20 protein-coding genes are annotated in these 20,579 nt (G+C 45.4%); 10 read left to right on the plus strand and 10 right to left on the minus strand.

Annotated elements, in window-relative coordinates; genetic code table 11:
* From glp to fdhD, 7 genes are all read right to left on the minus strand, one after another.
* On the minus strand, nucleotides 1-1,233 hold the full coding sequence (glp, locus tag V5M37_RS28235) for a gephyrin-like molybdotransferase Glp (RefSeq protein ID WP_423800157.1): 1,233 nt from the start codon (nucleotides 1,231-1,233) through the stop codon (nucleotides 1-3).
* 16 nt (nucleotides 1,234-1,249) lie between these two features.
* Nucleotides 1,250-1,849 carry a molybdenum cofactor guanylyltransferase gene (gene mobA, locus V5M37_RS28240; RefSeq protein ID WP_423800158.1) on the minus strand — a complete coding sequence of 200 codons (600 nt, stop codon included), beginning with the start codon at nucleotides 1,847-1,849 and terminating at the stop codon, nucleotides 1,250-1,252.
* 12 nt (nucleotides 1,850-1,861) lie between these two features.
* Nucleotides 1,862-2,671: a formate dehydrogenase accessory protein FdhE gene (locus tag V5M37_RS28245; protein ID WP_423800159.1), complete on the minus strand. Its 810-nt coding sequence runs from the start codon at nucleotides 2,669-2,671 to the stop codon at nucleotides 1,862-1,864.
* A 316-nt stretch (nucleotides 2,672-2,987) separates the two neighbouring features.
* Nucleotides 2,988-3,692 carry a formate dehydrogenase subunit gamma gene (locus tag V5M37_RS28250; protein WP_423800160.1) on the minus strand — a complete coding sequence of 235 codons (705 nt, stop codon included), beginning with the start codon at nucleotides 3,690-3,692 and terminating at the stop codon, nucleotides 2,988-2,990.
* Entirely contained in the window at nucleotides 3,685-4,509 is an 825-nt protein-coding gene (locus tag V5M37_RS28255) for a 4Fe-4S dicluster domain-containing protein (RefSeq protein ID WP_423800161.1), read from the minus strand. Before V5M37_RS28255 ends, V5M37_RS28250 begins: the two co-directional genes overlap by 8 nt.
* On the minus strand, nucleotides 4,509-7,490 hold the full coding sequence (gene fdnG, locus V5M37_RS28260; RefSeq protein WP_423802697.1) for a formate dehydrogenase-N subunit alpha: 2,982 nt from the start codon (nucleotides 7,488-7,490) through the stop codon (nucleotides 4,509-4,511). The genes V5M37_RS28255 and fdnG overlap by 1 nt, the downstream gene beginning before the upstream one ends.
* A 59-nt stretch (nucleotides 7,491-7,549) precedes the next feature.
* Entirely contained in the window at nucleotides 7,550-8,347 is a 798-nt protein-coding gene (gene fdhD / locus V5M37_RS28265) for a formate dehydrogenase accessory sulfurtransferase FdhD (protein ID WP_423800162.1), read from the minus strand.
* A 251-nt stretch (nucleotides 8,348-8,598) separates the two neighbouring features.
* On the opposite strand from fdhD, the gene pdxK reads away from it, so the two are divergent.
* The 3 genes from pdxK to bshB2 all read left to right on the plus strand — a co-directional run bounded on the left by pdxK (nucleotide 8,599) and on the right by bshB2 (nucleotide 10,714).
* A complete protein-coding gene (pdxK, locus tag V5M37_RS28270) occupies nucleotides 8,599-9,441 on the plus strand; it encodes a pyridoxine/pyridoxal/pyridoxamine kinase (protein WP_423800163.1) in 843 nt (280 codons plus the stop codon).
* A gap of 220 nt (nucleotides 9,442-9,661) precedes the next feature.
* On the plus strand, nucleotides 9,662-10,009 hold the full coding sequence (locus V5M37_RS28275) for a YojF family protein (protein WP_423800164.1): 348 nt from the start codon (nucleotides 9,662-9,664) through the stop codon (nucleotides 10,007-10,009).
* A 36-nt stretch (nucleotides 10,010-10,045) separates the two neighbouring features.
* The gene (gene bshB2 / locus V5M37_RS28280; RefSeq protein ID WP_423800165.1) at nucleotides 10,046-10,714 is read left to right on the plus strand and encodes a bacillithiol biosynthesis deacetylase BshB2; all 669 of its coding nucleotides are present in this window, start codon (nucleotides 10,046-10,048) and stop codon (nucleotides 10,712-10,714) included.
* 56 nt (nucleotides 10,715-10,770) lie between these two features.
* Here bshB2 and V5M37_RS28285 read toward each other — a convergent pair whose 3' ends face one another.
* The gene (locus V5M37_RS28285; RefSeq protein ID WP_241114172.1) at nucleotides 10,771-11,514 is read right to left on the minus strand and encodes a Crp/Fnr family transcriptional regulator; all 744 of its coding nucleotides are present in this window, start codon (nucleotides 11,512-11,514) and stop codon (nucleotides 10,771-10,773) included.
* 283 nt (nucleotides 11,515-11,797) lie between these two features.
* Between V5M37_RS28285 and V5M37_RS28290 the strand changes: the two genes are divergently transcribed.
* From V5M37_RS28290 to V5M37_RS28320, 7 genes are all read left to right on the plus strand, one after another.
* Nucleotides 11,798-12,247: a cytochrome C gene (locus V5M37_RS28290; RefSeq protein WP_423800166.1), complete on the plus strand. Its 450-nt coding sequence runs from the start codon at nucleotides 11,798-11,800 to the stop codon at nucleotides 12,245-12,247.
* A 15-nt stretch (nucleotides 12,248-12,262) separates the two neighbouring features.
* Nucleotides 12,263-14,134 carry a Sec-dependent nitrous-oxide reductase gene (nosZ, locus tag V5M37_RS28295; RefSeq protein ID WP_423800167.1) on the plus strand — a complete coding sequence of 624 codons (1,872 nt, stop codon included), beginning with the start codon at nucleotides 12,263-12,265 and terminating at the stop codon, nucleotides 14,132-14,134.
* A gap of 158 nt (nucleotides 14,135-14,292) precedes the next feature.
* Nucleotides 14,293-14,871 carry a hypothetical protein gene (locus tag V5M37_RS28300; RefSeq protein ID WP_423800168.1) on the plus strand — a complete coding sequence of 193 codons (579 nt, stop codon included), beginning with the start codon at nucleotides 14,293-14,295 and terminating at the stop codon, nucleotides 14,869-14,871.
* A complete protein-coding gene (gene nosD / locus V5M37_RS28305; protein WP_423800169.1) occupies nucleotides 14,868-16,217 on the plus strand; it encodes a nitrous oxide reductase family maturation protein NosD in 1,350 nt (449 codons plus the stop codon). The genes V5M37_RS28300 and nosD overlap by 4 nt, the downstream gene beginning before the upstream one ends.
* On the plus strand, nucleotides 16,181-16,978 hold the full coding sequence (locus V5M37_RS28310) for an ABC transporter permease (RefSeq protein WP_423800170.1): 798 nt from the start codon (nucleotides 16,181-16,183) through the stop codon (nucleotides 16,976-16,978). Before nosD ends, V5M37_RS28310 begins: the two co-directional genes overlap by 37 nt.
* Nucleotides 16,975-17,652: an ABC transporter ATP-binding protein gene (locus V5M37_RS28315; protein ID WP_423800171.1), complete on the plus strand. Its 678-nt coding sequence runs from the start codon at nucleotides 16,975-16,977 to the stop codon at nucleotides 17,650-17,652. The genes V5M37_RS28310 and V5M37_RS28315 overlap by 4 nt, the downstream gene beginning before the upstream one ends.
* Nucleotides 17,649-18,569: a FixH family protein gene (locus V5M37_RS28320; protein ID WP_423800172.1), complete on the plus strand. Its 921-nt coding sequence runs from the start codon at nucleotides 17,649-17,651 to the stop codon at nucleotides 18,567-18,569. The genes V5M37_RS28315 and V5M37_RS28320 overlap by 4 nt, the downstream gene beginning before the upstream one ends.
* A gap of 63 nt (nucleotides 18,570-18,632) precedes the next feature.
* On the opposite strand, the gene V5M37_RS28325 is transcribed toward V5M37_RS28320, so the two are convergent.
* Nucleotides 18,633-19,703, minus strand: a complete 1,071-nt coding sequence (locus tag V5M37_RS28325) for a PQQ-dependent sugar dehydrogenase (RefSeq protein ID WP_423800173.1) — start codon at nucleotides 19,701-19,703, stop codon at nucleotides 18,633-18,635.
* Nucleotides 19,704-19,717: 14 nt separating this feature from the next.
* Nucleotides 19,718-20,569 carry a Cof-type HAD-IIB family hydrolase gene (locus V5M37_RS28330; RefSeq protein ID WP_423800174.1) on the minus strand — a complete coding sequence of 284 codons (852 nt, stop codon included), beginning with the start codon at nucleotides 20,567-20,569 and terminating at the stop codon, nucleotides 19,718-19,720.
* Nucleotides 20,570-20,579 lie beyond the last annotated feature (10 nt).

The following is a 20,579-nucleotide window of genomic DNA, read 5'->3' on the forward strand; positions in this document are numbered from 1 at the left end:
TTACCTGGACAGAATCACAGGAACATACTCGCCCTGCGAAACTCCTTCTTTTTCTGAACTGATTTCCACAATCCCGTCGCTCTTCACCAGCGTCGTAATCAACCCGGACTTGCCGATAATCGGCTCCGCCCACCATTCGCCGTCCTTTTCCTCAAGCCGGACTCTGATATAATCCGACCGGCCCGGGCTTGACGGGATGTTTTTCGTTATTTTTGCAAAAATATGCCCAGGCTTCGGCACGAGATGTTCGCCGGACAACCTCTTCAAAATCCGCTCGCCAAACAGCTTGAAGATAATCATCGCCGACGCCGGATGGCCAGGCAGTCCAATCACCGGTTTGCCGTCCGCCACCGCTAAAATCGTCGGTTTGCCGGGCTTGATCGAAATCCCGTGGACAAACACGCCAGGCTCACCCAACGATTGGATAACCTCCGTCGTATAATCCTTCGCCCCAACAGAGCTGCCGCCTGACATAATCAAGCAGTCTACTTGTTCGTAAAGTTCGCGGGCCTTTTGACTGAATTCCTCATAGTCATCGCGGACAATGCCGCCGTACACAACCTCGACATTCCAATCGCTCGCCAAGCCAGCAATCGTCAGCCCGTTAATATCACGGATTTGTCCGACCGCCAAGTTCTCCGTTTGATAAGGAACAATCTCATCGCCGGAAGACAGGTAGCCGGCTTTTATTTTTCGAAAAACGGTGACATGAGTAATCCCCAAGGAGGCAAGGGCACCCAATTCCTGTGCGCGGAGTTTCACCCCTTTTTCAAGGAGAATCTCGCCCTCGCGGATATCCTCGCCGGCCCGGATGACATTTTCCCCGGGCGCCACTTGTTTATATGTATTGAGGAGTCCCTCGACATCCTCACAATGTTCAATCATCATCACGCTGTCACTGCCAACCGGAAGCATCCCGCCAGTCGGAACGTAAACAGCTTGTCCAAGGCCGACTTTTACATCGGGGCCCTCGCCCATTTTGACTTCCCCGGCAACGTTCAGGAAGCCGGGCATGGACTCGGAAGAACCATACGTATCTTTCGCACGGACAGCATATCCGTCGACCGTCGAGCGGTCAAAGCCGGGAACATTCTCCTTCGCAGTCACCGGCTCGGCTAGTATATAATGAAGGGCTTCGGAAAGCTCTCTTACTTCTGTTTGTTGGGTTGCCGGGATCATTTCATCTATCAAGGCAAATGTTTCTTCCACTGTTTTTACTTTGAAAAATTGCATGGTTCTCTTTCTCCCCCTAATGTTCGCTTTCGGCCCACTTTTTCGCGTCTTCGTATTCCTCCGGGCGGTTCATGTTGAAGAAGACCCGCTCCAATTCTGTTTGGCTAAAGCCTGCTAGCTCTTTTTCTGTTACATAAAGGACATTAAGACGGTTCAGCAGCTGTTTCATGCGGAGATTCCCCGCCGCAATACAGCTTTCCGCCACAGCTGCGACTGATTTTTTAAAAACGGCAAATAACGGATGCTGATTCCCGTTGATAACCGGGATAACCGCATCATAATCGCCGCATAGCTTTACCATTGTCTCGGCGAGTTTCCCGGACACAAACGGCATGTCGCAAGCGACGAGAAAATTAACATCGCTTTCGGAAGCTTTCAAACCGGCATGAAGTCCGGCCAGCGGCCCCATACCGGGATAGTCATCTGCGACCATTTTTAGTTCTAAAAATTCATAATCATCAAAATGATTGGTTACCAGAATTATACCATTAAAACGGTGCTTAAGTGTGTCTCTAATTCTTTCAATATTAGTTTTCTCATTTATTTTTAATAGAGCTTTGTTGGTGCCCATTCGGCTGGATTTTCCGCCGGATAAAATAATTGCTGAAGCGTTCATCGACAGCACCTCTTAATTCGTTACTTTTTTCTCTCCTACTGAGCTAAATCCGTTTTCCTGTGCAACAAAATCGAGATGAATCGAATTTAAATCGATCATGGCAGCGGACGGCTTTTCTATATATTGCCTTGTATCAATAATTTTAATATAGCCGTTGCACTCCTCGCAAACCTGTATTTGCGAAACGGCGTCCCCTTCAATGGTTAAAAATTTGATTTTTTGGTAGTCTTCATTGCCGCAATGCGAGCACTCCAGGCGCTTGGCATTCCAATGGGCGAGGCAGCGAGGACATTGGCAGACCTTTTTACCCTCATCCTCCAAAACTGCCAGTCTTACAGGCTCGCCGCAGACAGGGCAGCCTGAACCCGGTACGGCACGGTCGATTTCCGGCTGGACTTTTTCAGCCACTAGTTGAAGATACGGACGGAGCGCGGTTTCTGCTAAAAATTGCGGAATCCATGGTTCCAGTCCATTTTCCTCAGCAAACCTTTCAAAGTAGACGCTATTGAAGGAATATGCCTCCTCTATCCAGCGGATGGCCGTTTCTTCATTAAGCAAACTGCCAATATCGGCGAGCTTTGGTTTCAGGTTGGGGCTGCTTTCTGTGAGTAGGACTGTTATTTCCTCTACCCACTGTAAGAATAGTGAAATTTCAAAATCAATCGCCGTTAACGCGGCAGCAGGTACCCCTGCAGCAAGCGCCGCTTTGTCCAGATTAGGCCTGACCGTATCCGGATTAATCATCTGCTTCCATTTTTCCTGAAGCTGAACAATTTCCTTTTGCAGGCTCTGGTATTCCTTTGAAACAACGGATTTAATCATCGTTGTTGCACCTCTTTTTTTGTGATATTTTTGGATTCGCCGATAGATGGCTACAATCCGCCGATAGAACTGTGAAATTCGCCGATAGAAGCCTGAAATTCGCCGATTGAGTACGGAACTCCTTGTTTTTCGCTCTAAAAATTGGCGGATGAAACTCGATTCGCTAATAGAATCCTGAAATTCGCTAATAAACTCTTAAAATTCGCTAATAGACCATGTGAATTCGCTAATAAAATGACAGTACTCCCACTAAAGAGTCAACTTTTTAATGGGAATGGCTGCCTTTGACAGACAGCCAGCCCCTTTCCTCATAAAATTAAGCGCCTTTTTTATGTTTCGGATCATCCAACTCAGGGAAGTTACCCTTTTTGACCTCTTCTTCATACCATTCTTGGTAATGATCCTTTGCCCACCGTGCAGGAACCTCGCCAGTGATGACGCCGGAGTAGCCTGGACGTGAGTTTTTATGAATCACGCTCAAGTATATGTGGCCGACAATAACGGCAATTCCAAGAGCGAAGCCGACGTTGTGGAATAAGTAGCCCCATTGCACAAGAGCTCTCGGGAAATACTCAGGGAACCACATTGTGAAGCCTGAACAAATAACCAAAATTGCACAGAACATCTGCAGAATCGAGTTAATTTTTTCCCCGGCGTTGAAGAAGGTTTGTTTTATATGCTTAAACTTAAAGCCGAACAATTCTTTAACGAAACTGCCGAAAAATTCAAGGTCGCGCTTTTTCCATGTGATTAATTCTTTCAGCCAAAGCATCAAGAACTTCGGGCTAAAAATCAGCAGGATGAAGGTAGGCGTGATGAATGTGACCGCAAAAATTCGGTGCAGCAGCCGGGCATTTGCCGGGCCGCCAAACACCGGATACAACCAGTCAAAGAATTCGGTATACATCGGCAGTGCCGTAATGTACAACGCGAAGAAGGAAATCCCATTGATTGCATGGGCCCAAACAAACGCCTTTGGAAAGCGGCGAACTTTTACATCAGGTTTTGTCTGATTACTCATTGCTTCCACCTCCGTCTTGCTCCTTGCCTTCTTTATTGAATAGCTTGCTTGTCACAAACGCACCGACAAGAGCCATCGTGGTGGCACCCAGCATCATCTTGCCGATTGGCTGTGCGTAATCCTTCCAAGCCACTGCGGAGGTTGGAACTTTTGGATTTTCCGGAAGCCCGTAAACTGACGGCTTTTCTGCTAAAACATAAACGGTGTGTGTGCCGCCAACGCCTTGCGGATTGTACACCTGGGCATTAGGATAACGGTCTTTGATTTCTTGGACACGCTTTTCAGCTTTTCTGATCATCGCATCTTTATCGCCAAATTCCATTGCTCCAGTATGGCAGGTCGTTACACAGGCAGGCTGCAAGCCTTCTTCCAAACGGTCGGTACACATTGTACATTTGTGAGCTTTACGGTACTCTTTACCGTTTTTATCTTTGTATTCCTTTAGAGAAATCACTTCGAACGGACAGTTTTGGACGCAATAGCCGCATCCTACACACTTGTCTTGATCGATAACAACGGAACCAAAATCGGTATAGCTGATGGCATTCTCTGGACATACTTTTTCACACGCCGCATCCGTACAATGGAAGCAGGAGGAGTGGCGGAACAAGTAATCCAGACCGCCTTTGGAATTCTCATGCTCAATGTACTGAAGGACGTTCCAGGTATCGGCGGTTGTTTTTGGATGGGACTGAGCACTGCCCTGGAATGCTGTCTCTTCAACAGGCAGGTCGTTCCAGTTTTTACAGGCCACCATGCAGGCTTTACAGCCGTCACATTTGGTCACATCAACGAATTTCACATATTCTTTAGCCATTAGTCAGCCCTCCTAACATCACAGAGGAATGCTTTGTATTCAGGAATTTGCGTGTTAGCATCTCCAATGTGCGGAGTCAGGCGGTTAGCTGTATCTCCTGTAACATATCCCTTATAGCCAAAATGCCATGGCATTCCCACTTGGTGCACGACTTTGCCTCTTACTTTGAAAGGTTTATAACGTTTTGTAACCATTGCGTATGCAGTGATTTCACCGCGTGCTGAGCTGACCGTGATTTTATCTTTGTTTTTAATGCCTTTTTCTTTTGCGAGTTCTTCACTTATTTCAACAAACATGTAACCGGCGATTTCCGACAGCCATTCTTGGTTGCGGGTCATCGAACCGGACTGCCAGTGTTCAGATACCCGGTAGGTGGTCGCTATGATTGGGTAAGTTCCTTTTGAGCCTTTCTTGTTGAAGTCGCCTTCATGAATCACAACGGCCGGGTTTAATTCCACAGATGAGAAGGCATTTGGAACCGGGCTTTCAAACGGCTCATAATGTTCAGGGAAAGGACCTTCATTCATCGTTGGTGCATAAAGCAGCCCTACTCCGTCTTTATTCATCATGATTGCCCCTGTACCTCCTGGTGCTGTTGGCGCTAATGTAGCATTAAAGTCAGGAACGTCGTTGCCCACCCATTTATTCTGGATGGCATCCCACCAGATGATGGCTTTTTCCTTGCTCCAAGGATTGCCGTTTGCATCTGCTGCAGCACGGTTGTATAGAACGCGGCGGTTCATCGGCCAAGCAAATGACCAATTTAGATAGTTATGTCCACCCGTGTCTTTATTGTCGCGACTTTTTGATTTGTTCTTGCCTTCTTCAGGATAGAAGCCGCTATAAATCCAGTTTCCGCTGGTAGTTGTTCCATCAGCTTTTAAGGCACCGAAACCAGGAAGCAGCTTGCCTGTTGTCAGGTCATAACCATTGATTTCCTTGGCAACTAGATCAATGTCACATTCCTCACCTTTGCCAAAATTCCAATCAAGCGCCAGGAATGGAGCAGCTTGTGCACTCAAGTCACCGGCATAGAGCTTTTTAAGCTTAAGTGCCAGCTCATGGATGATATCAAGGTCTGGTCTTGCTTCGCCTTTTGAATCAATGGCTTTCCAACGATATTGCATCCAGCGTGAGCTGTTGGAAATACTTCCTTCTTTTTCAAATGAAGCGGATGCTGGGAGCAGGAATACTTCTGTATTGATTTTCGATGGGTCGCTGCCCGCTTCTTTTTTCCAGAAGGCCGCTGTTTCTGTTTCCCAAAGGTCAACGGCAACCAGCCATTTTAAGTTGCCAAGTGCTTCTTTTTCCTTGCCGGCATTCGGTCCGCCGACAACCGGGTTTGTGCCCCATAGGAAAGCACCGTCAAGCTCCTTATTGTACATTGCTTTGAATAAGAAAATGTGCGAGTAGTTCTTTGCCCCCGGTTTAGGTAAATATTGATAGCCAAATTCGTTCTCGGCTGTTGCATTTTGCGCGTACCAAGACTTTAGTAAGCTGACCACGAATTTTGGTCTGTTGCTCCAATAGCCTGATGGAGGTGTTTCTTTCTTTAAGTAGCCGTCAAGTGTCGCGTGCTCAGGTACTGATGCTTTAGGAATAGCCAGGTAACCTGTCAGGTTATCCCATAATAATCCAAAGTCAGTGGAGCCTTGTACGTTTGATTCGCCGCGCATCGCGTTAATTCCGCCGCCTGGCAGGCCAATGTTGCCCAAGAGCATCTGGATAATCGCATAAGCACGGACGTTTTGCGAACCGACTGTATGCTGGGTTGTACCCATTGCATAGAGGATTGTTCCCGCTTTACCGACTTTGCTGGTTTCACAGAATGTCTTGTAAACCTTTAATAAATCTTCTTTTGGTGTACCTGTTACAGATGAAACCGTATCCAAATCATAGCGCGAATAATGCTTCTTCAGTAATTGGAAAACAGTACGAGGGTTCTCCAAGGTTGGATCCGTTACCGGTTTTCCATCTGGTCCCGCAGCAAGAGCCCATTTTGTTTTATCATAAGTGCGTTTTGCTTGGTCATAACCAGAGAATAAGCCATCTTTGAAATCATAGCCATCCGCTACGATAAAGGAAGCGTTTGTATAGTTAATAACATATTCTTTGTGAATAAGATTATTTTCGAGTGCATATTTTATCATTCCGCCCAGGAACGCAATGTCTGTTCCGGAACGAAGAGGAGCGTAAATATCAGATACTGCTGATGTCCGAGTATAACGCGGGTCAACACTGATAATTTTACCGCCGTTTTCTTTTGCTTTTGTCAGCCATCTGAAGCTGATTGGATGATTCTCAGCAGGGTTTGCGCCCATAATTAGCGCTGCATCTGTATGCTGCAGGTCATTCCAATGATTTGTCATTGCTCCACGTCCAAACGATGGTGCCAGACCGGCAACCGTTGAACTGTGTCATATTCGTGCCTGGTGTTCTAAGTAAACAACGCCAAGCCCTCTCATTAATTTTGAAACCAAATACGTTTCTTCATTATCAAGTGCTGCACCGCCAAGGCTTGCAATCTTTTCAGTTCTATTTACCGTAACGCCGTTTTCCGAAACGATAAACGACTTATCGCGGCTTTCTTTTGTACGTTTGGCAATGGTATCGAGCATCCATTCCCAGTCTTTTTCTTCCCATTTATCGCTGCCAGGAGCCCGATAAAGAGGTTTCGTCATCCGCTTTTCAGAAGTGTATAACTGTCTAAGTGTCGTTCCTTTGCTGCATAGCTTGCCTTCATTAATCGGGTTATCCGGGTCCCCCTCCGTATAAACCACTGTGTTGTCCTTTGTATGGACTAAGATCCCGCAGCCGACGCCGCAAAAACAGCAAATGGTTGGTGTTACAGTAGCTTTGGCAATTTTGAATTCCTTTGATTTCGCATAGGCTTTTTGCTCATTAAAGCCCAGTTCGACAACCGCTAAAGTGGCAGCGGTTGCACCGGATAGCTTTAAAAATTGCCGGCGATTTAAGTTCATTTCAACCATTTTCAATCTCCTTCCCAAGAGTAATGAATAGAACATCCCATTTTTTATGTTTATCTATATAGTTCTACCGGCTGATTCCCCCCTTCAAAGCTTCTCTCCAAGAGCGGCTCTGGATTTACATCGTTTTCGACCCGTCCTGCAGCGGTATAGATCATCGCCATTTTCCCTCTTAAATAGCCGATTACTTCTATATTTAAGTACCGCGCCAGCTGGATAGCCTGCTTGGTTGCGGCTGTCCGCGAGCCGATAACAGGAAAGCCGAATTTAGCTGCTTTTGAGAGCATTTCATATGAAACCCTGCCGGTTGTAAGAAGTACAAGCCGGTCGGGGCGTAAGCGGTTTCTCAAGGCGTGTCCGATAATCTTATCGACGGCATTATGCCTGCCGATATCCTCGCGAATGGTGATATTTCCCTCTTCATCCACAATGCAGGCGCCGTGCATGCCGCCTGTTTCCAAATAAAAACGGGAGTTCTGAGCAAATTCGCTGCGTTTTTTTAAAAGATAGCTAAGCTGATAGATTTGATTTGATGTAACCTTATCGAAGTTCTTTACATCAGTCATTGAAAAAAATGTGACGCCCCTGCCGCAGCCTGCTGTGTAATGCTTCTTCTTTGAAAAGACTTGCTCTTCATCAAAGGCTGCGCTTAAAGTGACATGGATGCTCCCCATATCTTCATTGATGACGATGGACTCAATATCATTTGCTGCCTGAATAAATCCTTCAGAAAACAAATAGCCATATGTCCAATCCTCGAGATCAAATTTTGTCAATTGGAAAATCGCCATTTCGTATCCATTAATTATTAATGAAATGGGATATTCGTCGGGACAACTTTTGTGGTTCATTGTTTTCCCACCACCTTTGAAGAGTATTTCTCATTAATAGAGTAATTTTGGAGGAGTTTTTTGAAAGTAATTTTTATCACTATAAATTGATTAAAATAGTAAAAAAGTTGGATATTTCACTTTTTTGTCAAACTCTTTCGACAGGCGAAAAAAATCATTTGCACCATTGTAAAAGTTTATTTTGGTTGTTTTTTTGCTGTTGAATTATAATAATAGGGTGATTATTAAGCCTTTTTTAGGAGGAGTACATAATGAGCATTAAGAAGGTAATGACAATTGCCGGTTCAGATACGAGCGGCGGGGCCGGAATTCAAGCGGATTTGAAAACATTCCAGGAGCTTGGCGTATACGGCATGACTGCTTTGACTTGCATCGTCACAATGGATCCAAAAGATAACTGGCATCATAATGTGTTCCCAATTGCGGCAGATGTTCTTGAAAAGCAACTGGAAACCGTCCTTTCTGTTGGCATCGATGCGATGAAAACAGGGATGCTGGGCACAGTTGAACTGATTGAGATTGCCGCGAAAACAATCGATGCGCACAAATTGGAGCGGGTTGTGATTGACCCTGTCATGGTGTGTAAAGGCGAGGACGAGGTGTTAAACCCGGAAACGACCGATGCGATGCGTGAGCTTTTATTGCCGCGCTGTTTAGTAGTGACACCAAATCTGTTTGAGGCTGGACAGCTTGCCGGCATGAAAACGCCGAAGACAGTGGAAGAAATGAAGGAAGCTGCTGTAAAAATTTTCGACCTAGGGGCAAAAAATGTCCTAATCAAAGGCGGCAGCAAGCTTCAATCTGAGGAAAATGCCGTCGACCTTCTATATGATGGGAAGGAATTCAGAATTTACGAATCGCCAAAATATAATACAACCTTTACGCACGGCGCCGGCTGCACCTACTCATCCGCGGTCACAGCTGAACTTGCGAAAGGGAAATCCGTCTTTGAAGCAGTCGAAGTGGCGAAAGACTTTATCGCCGCAGCCATCGAACAGGGCTTCCGCCTAAACGAATACGTCGGCCCAACCTGGCACGGCGCCTACCGCGGCTCAAAAAGCAAAACCGAATACTGCGAAGACTGCGCAGAATAATTTCCTAAAGAGCTGAACACGACGTTCGGCTCTTCTTTTTTCATTAAAATTAGAGTGATGCTAAACCAGTTGATTGGAGCGAAAATCAACAAATATTTAACCGAGCATTCATTTCGCATTTTTTATCCAATTTTAGTATGATAGTTACATTCTTAAAGAAAAATATCTCGTAGACTAAATCCTATTTTTTATAAGAAATAACGGGAAGGGAGGAATCAGCTTGGAACTAGTGAACACCAAACAAGTACAGGAAGCCATTAATAGCTTCGTAAATAAAGAAGTATATATTCACCTTGAAACCACAAACGGTGCCTACGCATCACATCGCGATCAATCATTCTTTTCGGCAGGCGCTTATATCCGAAACGCCAAAGTCCAATATGAAATAGGGAAAATCACCGGAAAAGGTCCTTACCGGGTGGGCTTAAAAATAAACCTTGGCTGGATTTACGCTGAGGGCATCACTCATTTTGAAATCGATGAACTGGGACGGTTGCTGCTTGCCGGCCATGACAATGAAGGGAAACTAGCCGTCGCATTGGAAATCAGCCCGATTCCCTTTGAATAGTGGTTTCATGCGTCAGTCCTGAAAGGAGAATGTAAAATGGAAAAAGAACGCCATGTCCTAGTTGTCTTTCCACATCCGGATGATGAGGCATTTGGAGTATCCGGGACAATAGCCACCCATATCAAAAATGGCACCCCTGTTACTTACGCCTGCTTAACCCTTGGGGAAATGGGCCGCAATATGGGGAATCCACCATTTACCAATCGGGAAAATCTCCCGAAAATCAGAAAAGCGGAACTAAAGGAAGCTGCCCGTGCTTTAGGCATCCAAGATTTACGCATGCTCGGCTACCGCGATAAAACTGTAGAATTTGAGGATGAAGAAAAGCTGGCCGACGTTATGTCCGCCTTGATTGATGAACTGAATCCTTCTTTGGTTATCACCTTTTATCCCGGCTATGCTGTGCATCCCGACCATGACGCCACCGGCGCGGCCGTCGTCCGCGCTGTCGAAAGGCTTCCTGAAGCCGCACGGCCAACCTTACACTGCGTTGCCTTCTCGAACGATTGTATTGAAAAACTTGGTGAAGCTGACATCATTAATAATATCAGCCCTGTCGCCGAAATAAAGCTTGCCGCCATCAAGGCACACCGCTCGCAAACGGAGCAAATGTTTGCCGACGTGTCCGAAAAACTAAAAAACCAAGACCCACAAATTATGGTCTGGATCAACAACGAGCGCTTTTGGACGTACAAATTTGATTAAATATATAAAGGGACCCGTCATCTCCACTTTTAGAATGGTGACAGGTCCCTTTCCTTTTAATATTCTTTATGGAGCAGCGTGCAGAATTTGCACCAGTCAAGGATGATGATTTTCCGCGATTTCAAATCAATCATTTCCTCTTTTTTAAGTTTGGAGAAGACACGGCTGATGCTTTCACGCGAGGTGCCGACGACGGTGGCAAATTCCTGTACGGTTAATGGTATTTCAACTTCCCAGCGTTTGAAGTCTGGGTTAAACTTCCGTCCGAGCCGCTCCAGCATCTTTACCGTTTTTGCATAAACATCGAGCAAAACCACATCCCTTAACTGTGAGGTCATTTCTCTTAAAGCATCGCTCATATAGCGGATCATTTGCATAGAAAGCTCCGGATATTGGTAAAGATCCTGCTCGAGCTCTTGCTTATCCAAAAAGAACAGCCGGCCATCCTCAAGCATCGTTGCTGTCGCCGGGTAACATTCTTCCTTCCGTGTGAATAAACATGCTTCGGCGAAAATGTCCCCTTGCTGCTTCACACAAACGATAATTTCATTCCCGTTCTCATCCTGTTTGGCGAGCTTAACCGACCCGGAATGAATGAAGAAGACCCCTTTTGCCTTCTCATCCTCTTTGATAATCCGCATCCCTTTTTTCACTTCAAGCGTTTGAATCCGCCTTTCAATGATATTTAGCGATTTCGGGGATAAGTCTTTAAAAATCTCAATTTTTCGAAGTAAGCCTTCTTTGTCGACTTCCTGAATCACTGATAAGTTCGGCTCCAGTAATTTTTTGATGCGCTCCAACCTTCCCACCACCTTTACCTAGCTTATTTTCCTCTAATTGTAAGCTATTTCTCACGTTATAGAAGTGAAAAGGGTCACAATACTATAAATCACAAATAACACATGGGAAAAATGTTTTTCACAGAACGTTCATTTTTTTTAAAACGCTTTAGATATATGCTTTTGGGGTCCTTTCACAGAACGTTCAAAAACCCTTCATTTCGTGTGATGAACGTCACAATTTTAGAAAATGCAAACGATTAGGATGAAACTGTTCAATTGACTAAAAGGAGGGGGAACAAATTTGAAAAAAGCTCTTATTAGTTTTGCCATTAGCCTTGTGCTCGGCTTCGGGCTTGGATATCTAGTATTTGATGTCATCATGGGGAACTCCAGTGACTCAGGAAAGGCACCGCAGACCGCCCAGGCTGTTTCGAAGGAAAAAGCAGCGGATGATTCCAGCAAACCTAAGGAAACAGCCGCAACTTCCAGTGCGAATGACGATAACATCCTTAATAAAAAGGGTTGCCTTGGCTGCCATAGCGTGGAAGCGCTCAACATAAAAGGCGGTGCAGTCGGACCGGATCTTTCCCAAGCCTTTGTAAACGTTGAAGGCAAGCACGGCAAACCAATTGAGGAATTCTTAAAACAGCCTACATCCGCTGTTATGTCAGGTGTTATCGGCAAAAATCCATTAACCGAAGAAGAAGAAAAGCAAGTACTAGACCTGCTCAAGCAGGCATCTGAAAAATAAGGTGGTGTTAACCGAATGAAAAAATGGGTTCCAATCGCATCCGGCCTGCTAGCCGGGTTTGCTGCAGCAACACTGTCGTTCGCTGATTTTTCGTCGAACAACACGAAGACTGAGGCCGCAAACGCCAGCAACAAGAGCAATGCCGAAAAGGTTTATGTACCATTTGGCAAAAAAGATGATTACTATTTATTCGCATCCGGCGGCCACTCCGGGCAAATGTTTATCTACGGTGTGCCTTCGATGCGCAAAATCAGAACAATTCCGGTCTTTTCTCCGGATTCCGCTACTGGCTATGGCTTTGATGAGCATTCCAAGAAAATGATGGGTGACTATACTTGGGGTGACCTTCACCACCCTGCTTTCTCGGAAACAAACGGCGACTATGACGGCAAATGGATGTTTGCCACTGATGTCGGCAACAGCCGTGCTGCAGTCGTTGATTTAAAAACCTTTACAACAAAAGACATCCTTAATGTTCCAAACACAGCCGGCCCGCACTGTGCCGCGTTTGTAACTGAGAATACCGAGTACATGTTCCTGCCTACACGTTTCGCCGTGCCGCTTGGACAACAATATGAATCTCTCGATGATTACAGCCAGAAATACCGCGGTGTGATGTCAGCCGTAACCTTTGACGAAAAGAATGTAAAGCTTAATATCGCTTATCAGGTGGCCCTTCCACCTTGGTCCTATGACCTTTCCGATGCTGGGAAAAAGAGTTCAAAAGACTGGGCTGTGATGACAACCTACAATACGGAAGAAGCAACAACTACAATGGAGGTCAATGCCTCACAGGCTGACCGTGACTACATCGTTCTGTTCAACTGGAAAGAGCTTGAGAAGATGGTCAAGGAAGGCAAGTACGAGGATGTTGGCGGTCAAAAAATGATTTTCCCTGAAAAAGAAAAAGGCGGCATTTATTTAGTGCCGGTTGCCAAATCGCCGCACGGTGTTGACGTAACCCCAGACGGCAAATATTTCATCGCTTCCGGCAAGCTTGCTCCTGCGATGACTGTATTCTCATTCGAAAAAGCCTTTAAGGCCATCGAAAAGAAAGAATTTGCCGGCGACCGCAACGGTATTCCAATCTTAAAATATGAATCCGTAATGGAACGTGAAGTGAACCCAGAAAACGCACTTGGACCACTTCATACACAATTTGATGACAAAGGCATGGCATATACAACCATGTTCATTTCTTCAGAAATTGTAAAATGGGATCCAAAAACCGGTAAAACTTTGGACCGCGTGCCTGTTCAGTATTCCCCAGGCCACTCTGTTGCTGCTGAAGGCGACACCGTTGCACCTGATGGAAAATGGCTGATTGCCTTGAACAAGATTGCCAAAGACACCTATTTATCGGTCGGACCTTCTCATCCAGAATCGATGCAGCTAATCGACATCAGCGGCAAAATGAAAGTCGTTCAATCAGCACCGGTTGACCCTGAGCCGCACTATGCACAGATGATCAAAGCCGACAAAATCAAAACGATTAACGTTTATCCGAAGGATCCAAACAATAAGGATGCAGTCTATAAACAAAGTGACACCAAAATTGTCCGCAACGGCAATGAAGTCCATGTGTACGGAATTGCGATGCGCTCGAGATTCATCTTCGACAGTAAGTCAAAACGACCTGACGTCATTGAAGTAAACCAAGGTGACCATGTCTTCATCCATTTGACGAATATCGATTTCGATGAAGATATTACCCACGGTTTTGCGATTAACAGCTATGACTTAAACATGGAAGTTCAGCCTGGCCAAACCAATACAATGGAGTTTACCGCTGATAAAGCAGGTACCTTCCCGCTTTATTGCACAAACTTCTGCTCGGCTCTGCACCAAGAAATGAACGGCTACTTCTTGGTAAAACCAAAAAATTAACGGACTACCGCGAGGCACAGGCTTTCACTTAAAAAGCTAGTAACTTTCAACTTTTGGGCGAGGCTGTCTCAAGAAAAGCGCCGGCCCCTCTTTATGTGAGGGCCGGCCTTGAAGGAGGCGGCCTCTCCGTCTTATTAAGCATAAAAGGAATGGTTAACTTGAATGATAGTAAAAAAGGCAATAAATTATCGATTACATCTTCATTGCTAATCGGACTTTCAGCCGTATTAATTGTCATCTCGATATTTTTCCCGTGGTGGAAGATGCTGTTTTATGCGCCGCAATATCCCGAAGGTTTGAATATTATTGTCTATCCCAATAAGCTGAAAGGTGAAATTGATATTATTAATGGGCTTAACCACTATATTGGCATGTCCAATTTCAGCGCAGAAAATTTCCCAGAACTGGGATACTTGATTTACCTTATTAGCGGATTAGCGCTGCTCACTCTGATTACAGCCATCCTCCGCAATAAAAAAGTTCTTTACGGATTAATTAGTGTATTTGTGATCGGCGGACTTGCCGGGGTATTGGACCTCCATTCTGCCTTAAAAAAGTATGGAACCAATTTGGACCCTAAAGCACCGATCCATATGGACCCGTTTGTTCCGCCGATTATCGGCCAAAACACAGTGGCAAACTTTACTACCCATAGCATCTTAGGTACAGGCGTTTACTTCGTGATTGCCGCGTTTATTTTATTACTAATTCCGGTATGGAAGGATCGAAAAAGATGAAAAAAACAGCGCTCCTGTTTCTTGTTTTTTCTCTAGTGTTATTTTTCAAACCTGAGGGAAAGATGGCAGCCGATAATTTGCAGGCAAAAATCGACTCCATGAAAGAGGGGGCGGTATTGAAGCTTGACAATCAAACCTATACGGGCAATATCGTCATCAAGAAACCAATGACGATCATTGGTTCGAAAAACACCGTGATCAAAGGAGTCGGAACCGGCAACGTGATTTCCGTTAAAGCGGCTCATGTCAGCTTGAAAAACCTTACCGTGTCTGGCAGTAGCATGGACCGCAACTCCTCCGAGGAATACGCGGCCATTAAGGTTTATACCAATAACAACGTGATTGAGCACATTACCATCCGCCATTCCTTTCACGGTATTTATTTAAGCAAAGCTCACCACAATATTGTACGCTATAACAATATTAAGGGTATGGGAAAGGGAGAAATTGCTGCCCAGGGAAACGGGCTCCATGTTTGGTACGCCGAAAATAATTTGCTATCTCATAATACAATTGATGGCACCCGGGACGGCATGTTCTTTGATTATTCCAGCCACAATAAAAGCTTCGACAATAACATCAGCAATACCCGGTACGGCTTGCATTATATGTACTCCGATGAAAATACATTTAAACGAAATACCTTTACAATGAATGAGGGCGGCGCCGCCATTATGAATTCCAACGGCCTTACCCTTACAGACAACCGATTTATCGTCAACTATGGAAACAAATCATTTGGTTTATTGCTAATGCAGGCCAATGATAACCAGATTGAACAAAATACGTTTTATATGAACCAACGCGGCTTGTACATTGACCAAGCAACGCGGAATCTGATTAAAGACAATAAAATCATTCGCAACCAAATTGGCATTGAACTGTGGTCAAGTTCCAATGACCAGATTTTCACATTAAACCAAATCTCTGAAAATACAATCCCTGCTGTCACGATTGGCGGCAAAGGCGAGCACAATGTCTGGAGCCAAAAGGGCAAAGGCAATGATTGGGGTTCCGCCTTCCCGCTCACCGATTTAAACCAAGACAGAATTGGGGATTTTCCAATAACCTACCGTTCAGCCCTCCATCAGTTGATTGAGGATCAGGAATTAACAAATTTCTTTTTAAAAAGCCCGGCGATTGCCATCTATGAAAAAATCAACGCCAGCCTTAATGAAGATGAAGTTATGTTTAAGGACCCGCACCCGCTCGTGCCGAAAAAAGGCAGGCGTTCCACTTCCGCCATTTTCTTCGGTTTGGGAATCGCACTTGCCGCCGTGCTGGTCTTGATAAAGGGGAGACAGCGAATATGCATTACATTTGGAAAGAATGGAAGGAAAATATAAGGGGTAAAGGCCTATGGCTAAGCTTAAGTATCATAGTGCTGATTTCAATCAGTATTTTATTCCGTTCCGCTGACCTTTCGTTCGATAAAGGCTTTTATATTCTGCTAATCAATTTGTTTGATACAATTATTTATTTCATTCCGATATTATGTTTATTTATCGGTGCGTTTTCGATTTTTCAAGAAAAAGAACAAAAGACCTTAATCATGCTGTTGACGAAGCAGGACAGCTATGGCAGCTTTTTGCTAAGAAAAAACATGGGGCTTTATACGGTGGTCCTGGTGCCTCTTTTTGCCTGGTTTCTACTATATGCACTTTTGTTAAAGTTCCAATTCCAGCTTGATTTTGGCAGTTATTTTATTTTTCTTTTTAGTATTTTAGTTATGGTGCTGATCTTCCTGCAAATGGGGACGGCGATTGGCAGTTTTGCCCGCTCGCGGATGCAGATTATCGGCTTCACGATTTTTGTCTGGTTTTATTTTTTCTTTCTGCACGATTTTATCCTGCTGTCGTTTTTGCCGGATGTCACCTATGAAAATGTGAAATTCTTTTCGCTAGTCTATTTTTTAAATCCGCTTCAGGCGGTCCGAATGTTTTTGGAAACAGGCATGGGCGTTTACTCCTTCGGCCATATGTCACGGCTTTTGGAAGCATTCATGTGGACAAAACCGGTATTTTTCTTATTCGGGAATTTGCTGGTTTGGCTCATCGTCTCGTTTGCGAGCGCACTATTGTTTAACCGCAAGGAGGGCTATGAATGATTAAAGTCACGAATTTAAATCAATCATTTGGGAAGAAACTAGTATTAGACTCTGTCAATCTCGAAATCGGCCAATATGAAATCTGTGCCCTTGTCGGCCGCAACGGTGCCGGAAAATCGACGCTGATTAATAGTTTGCTTGGACTATTGCCGGTCAAGCAAGGCGAGATTGAAATTAACGATCATCCTGTCTCAAAGAAAAACAGTGAATGGAAAAAGGCAATTGCTTACCTGCCGGAAAAGTTCATGCTCTACCCGATGCTGACCGGCCTTGAAAATCTGACCTTCTTTGCCGAAGCGGCCTCAGGAAAGGCGGATGCCAGGCGGATGGAAGAGGTACTGCGGGCTGTCCGGCTTTGGGATGACCGCGATGAGCAGGTAAAGAAGTATTCCAAAGGAATGCTGCAAAGGCTGGGTCTTGCCATTACCCTGTATCAGGAGTCGAGCATTCTGATTCTCGATGAACCGACGAGCGGAATTGACCCAATGGGCCGCAAGGAAATTTTGGAGGTGCTGAAGGGACTGAAGGACAAAACGATCCTGCTCTCGTCACACCATTTGGATGAAATCCACCAGGTTTGCACCCACGTTGCTTTTTTAAACGAAGGGAAAATTGAAAAATATACAGTTAGAGAGTTTTTAGACACACATCAATTAGGAGGTTTGGGATCATGAGGAAAAGGTTTATGCCCGCGGTGCTGTTGTTTGTCATGATAGTAGCTTTTGCGGCTGTCATGGCTGGCTGCAGCTCGGGACCTGATTATAAAATTGACGTGACCAAGGAGCTTTATTACCAAAAGGAAAAGGCATCGCCGTTTGAAATTAAGGTGACCGAGAACGGAAAGGCGGTAACAGGGCTTTCTGTATCCGTCGAATTATCGATGTCCAACATGGACCACGGCACCGTAAAGGCCAAGTTTGCCGAGGGCAAGGGCGGCACTTACTCAGCTGACGTAAAGGTGCCGATGAACGGCAAATATGAAGCGGTTTTCACCTTGGAGAAAGACGGGAAAAAGACTGAAAAGGTGATCTCCATCGAGGCGGCAAAGCCTGAAGGTGTAGCCAAGGTAAACGGAAAATGGATTACCAATGAGGATGTTACTTTTTATAAGTTAATCAACCGGCTCCAGCTTGAGATAAACCGGGAGGCAGCCAAGAAGAACTACAGCGGGGCGCAATTAGACGAGGAGCTGGCCTATTTGGATTCTCAGGAGAAATTAGCTGAGGACAAAAACCAGCTATTAACACAGATTATCCGCCTCCGCTCGATGGCGATGCTAGCTGAGGAAAAAGGCCATAAGGCCGAGGCTGCTGAGGTGGATGCAGCGGTCGAAAAAGCGCGCGGACAATACGCACAATTCCCATCAGCTCAAGCGTTAATCAAGCAATATGGTGAAGAAAAATTTTGGACTGTTGAAAAGCAGCAATACAAAATGATTGTTTTGGCCCAAATGGTCCAAAAGGATTTAGTTGACCAAGCAAAAAAAGAAAACCCAAAGGCTGGCGACCAAGAAGTTTACTACCAAGCCCAAAAGAAATACGAAGACCTGCTGGTATCACAAATTAACTCACTTAAGATTGAAATCTTATAGCCTCTTAAAAAGGTGTCAGGGACCAGATGAATTATTCACTTGGTGCCTGACACCTTTTTTCATTTATTTCAAATCCCTCAACAAAACCCGGTATAGTTTATCATCTTTTTCATCCGGGGTACCGCGCCCGTCGGTGTTGTTGCTAACGAAATAAAGGGAGTTGCCATCTACAAAAACATCGCGGATCCGGCCCAATCCAGTGATGACTGCCGTGGTGCGGCCGACCTCGAGGTCAAACTCGCGGACCGCATTCCCGCGCAGTGCAGCCATATAAAGTTTTCCATTATGGGCGGCCATCCCGGACGGCGCCCATGTTTCATTCCCGGACTGAAAGAGCGGCGTCACCATTCCCGCCTTCCGTTCCGTCCCTTGAATCACCGGCCAGCCATAATTCGCCCCGGGCTTGATCCGATTGATTTCATCGTGCGCCGATTGCCCGTGTTCACTTGCATAAAGCGTCTCACCAATCCAGACAAGTCCCTGCGGATTCCGGTGGCCGTAGCTGTACACAAAAGAGTTCGCAAATGGATTATCAACTGGTACAGACCCGTCCAAATTCATGCGCAATATTTTCCCATTGATGGAGTTCCTTTTTTGCGCCGATTCCGGAACGGTGGCATCGCCCGTGGTAATATAAAGCTTGCCGTCAGGGCCAATTTTGATCCGGCCGCCATGATGGTAGGCCGCACTCGGGATGCGGTCCAACAGGATCCGCCCCTCAACCCATTCATCAGCACCGTTCCAAGTTAACACAACAACCCTGTTAAACTGACCCTCTTCCGAATACGTGTAATAGGCGTAGGCCTGATGATTTTCTGCAAACTGAGGATCCAGTACAAGGCCGAGCAGCCCGGCTTCTGCCGCTTCAGCGAGCGGTTTCCGTAAAACGACCTGCTGCCGTTCCATTTGGCCGTTTTCGATTTTTGCGATACTTCCTGTGCGCTCACTGATGTAGAATGTTCCATTCACCATATCAATCGACCATGGGACAGACAAATTTTCAGCGACAACCTCAACATCAGGCTGGAGGACAATGACTTCATCGCCCGCTTGCTCCTCCTCTTTTTTTTCAAAAAAAGAACAGCCTGAAAGCAGCAAAATCAAGACAACCAAAATAGACCCGGCTTTGTACATTTAAAGCCTCCTTTTTATAAAACTTCGAGTATCGCCTTTCCTACACCGCTATTTTCATTTGTATCGGTAATCCAATCGCACAGCGACTTAATGTGCGGACTGGCATTGCCCATCGCAACCGCACGGCCTGCCTTTTCAAACATTGACACGTCATTAAAATTATCGCCAATCGCCATCGTTTCTGACAAATCTATCCCTTTTGCGTTGACGAAGGCCTCAAGGGCAATCCCTTTTTGCGCATTTTTATGGGTTATTTCAATATTTTCAATGCCAGATTTGGTGACCTCAAGCTCCGTAAAGCCTTTGAGCGCGCCTGCTGCTTCACCAAGTTTGTCCAAATCAAAGGAGAAAACTAAAAACTTATAAATCTGATACTCATCACTTTCAAAAAGAAGTTCATAATTTTCAATTGGATGAATCAAGCCATCTCTGATTCTTCCTCCCGCCGCATGAACGACATAGTCCCGGTCGGCTTCAGGATTGGCGCTCATCACAATGTCCACGAGAATGGAAACAGCCTTGTCGGTATCGACGGAAAAAGCTCCCTTATTCGTGTATACCTCGAAATAGATATCCTTTTCGTACAATACCGCCGCCGCATCCTTGGCCATTTGTTTGGCAATTGGAGAAGCAGAAATAAGCTCGCCTTCTTTTGAACGGACCTCAGCCCCGTTCACACAAATAACTGGACATTTCAATCCAGCAGCATCTAACACATAAGTGGCTTCCTGATAGGATCTGCCGGTAGCAACCACCACTTCCACTCCGGCTTCCTGTGCCTTTAAGATCGCCTGTTTATTTTCCTGGGTAATAACCTGCATGGAATTCAATAATGTGCCATCCATATCTGTAGCAATACATTTCATCATGATGTTC

Source organism: Neobacillus sp. SAB-20_R2A (assembly GCF_049568635.1).
GTDB lineage: Bacteria > Bacillota > Bacilli > Bacillales > Cytobacillaceae > Neobacillus > Neobacillus citreus.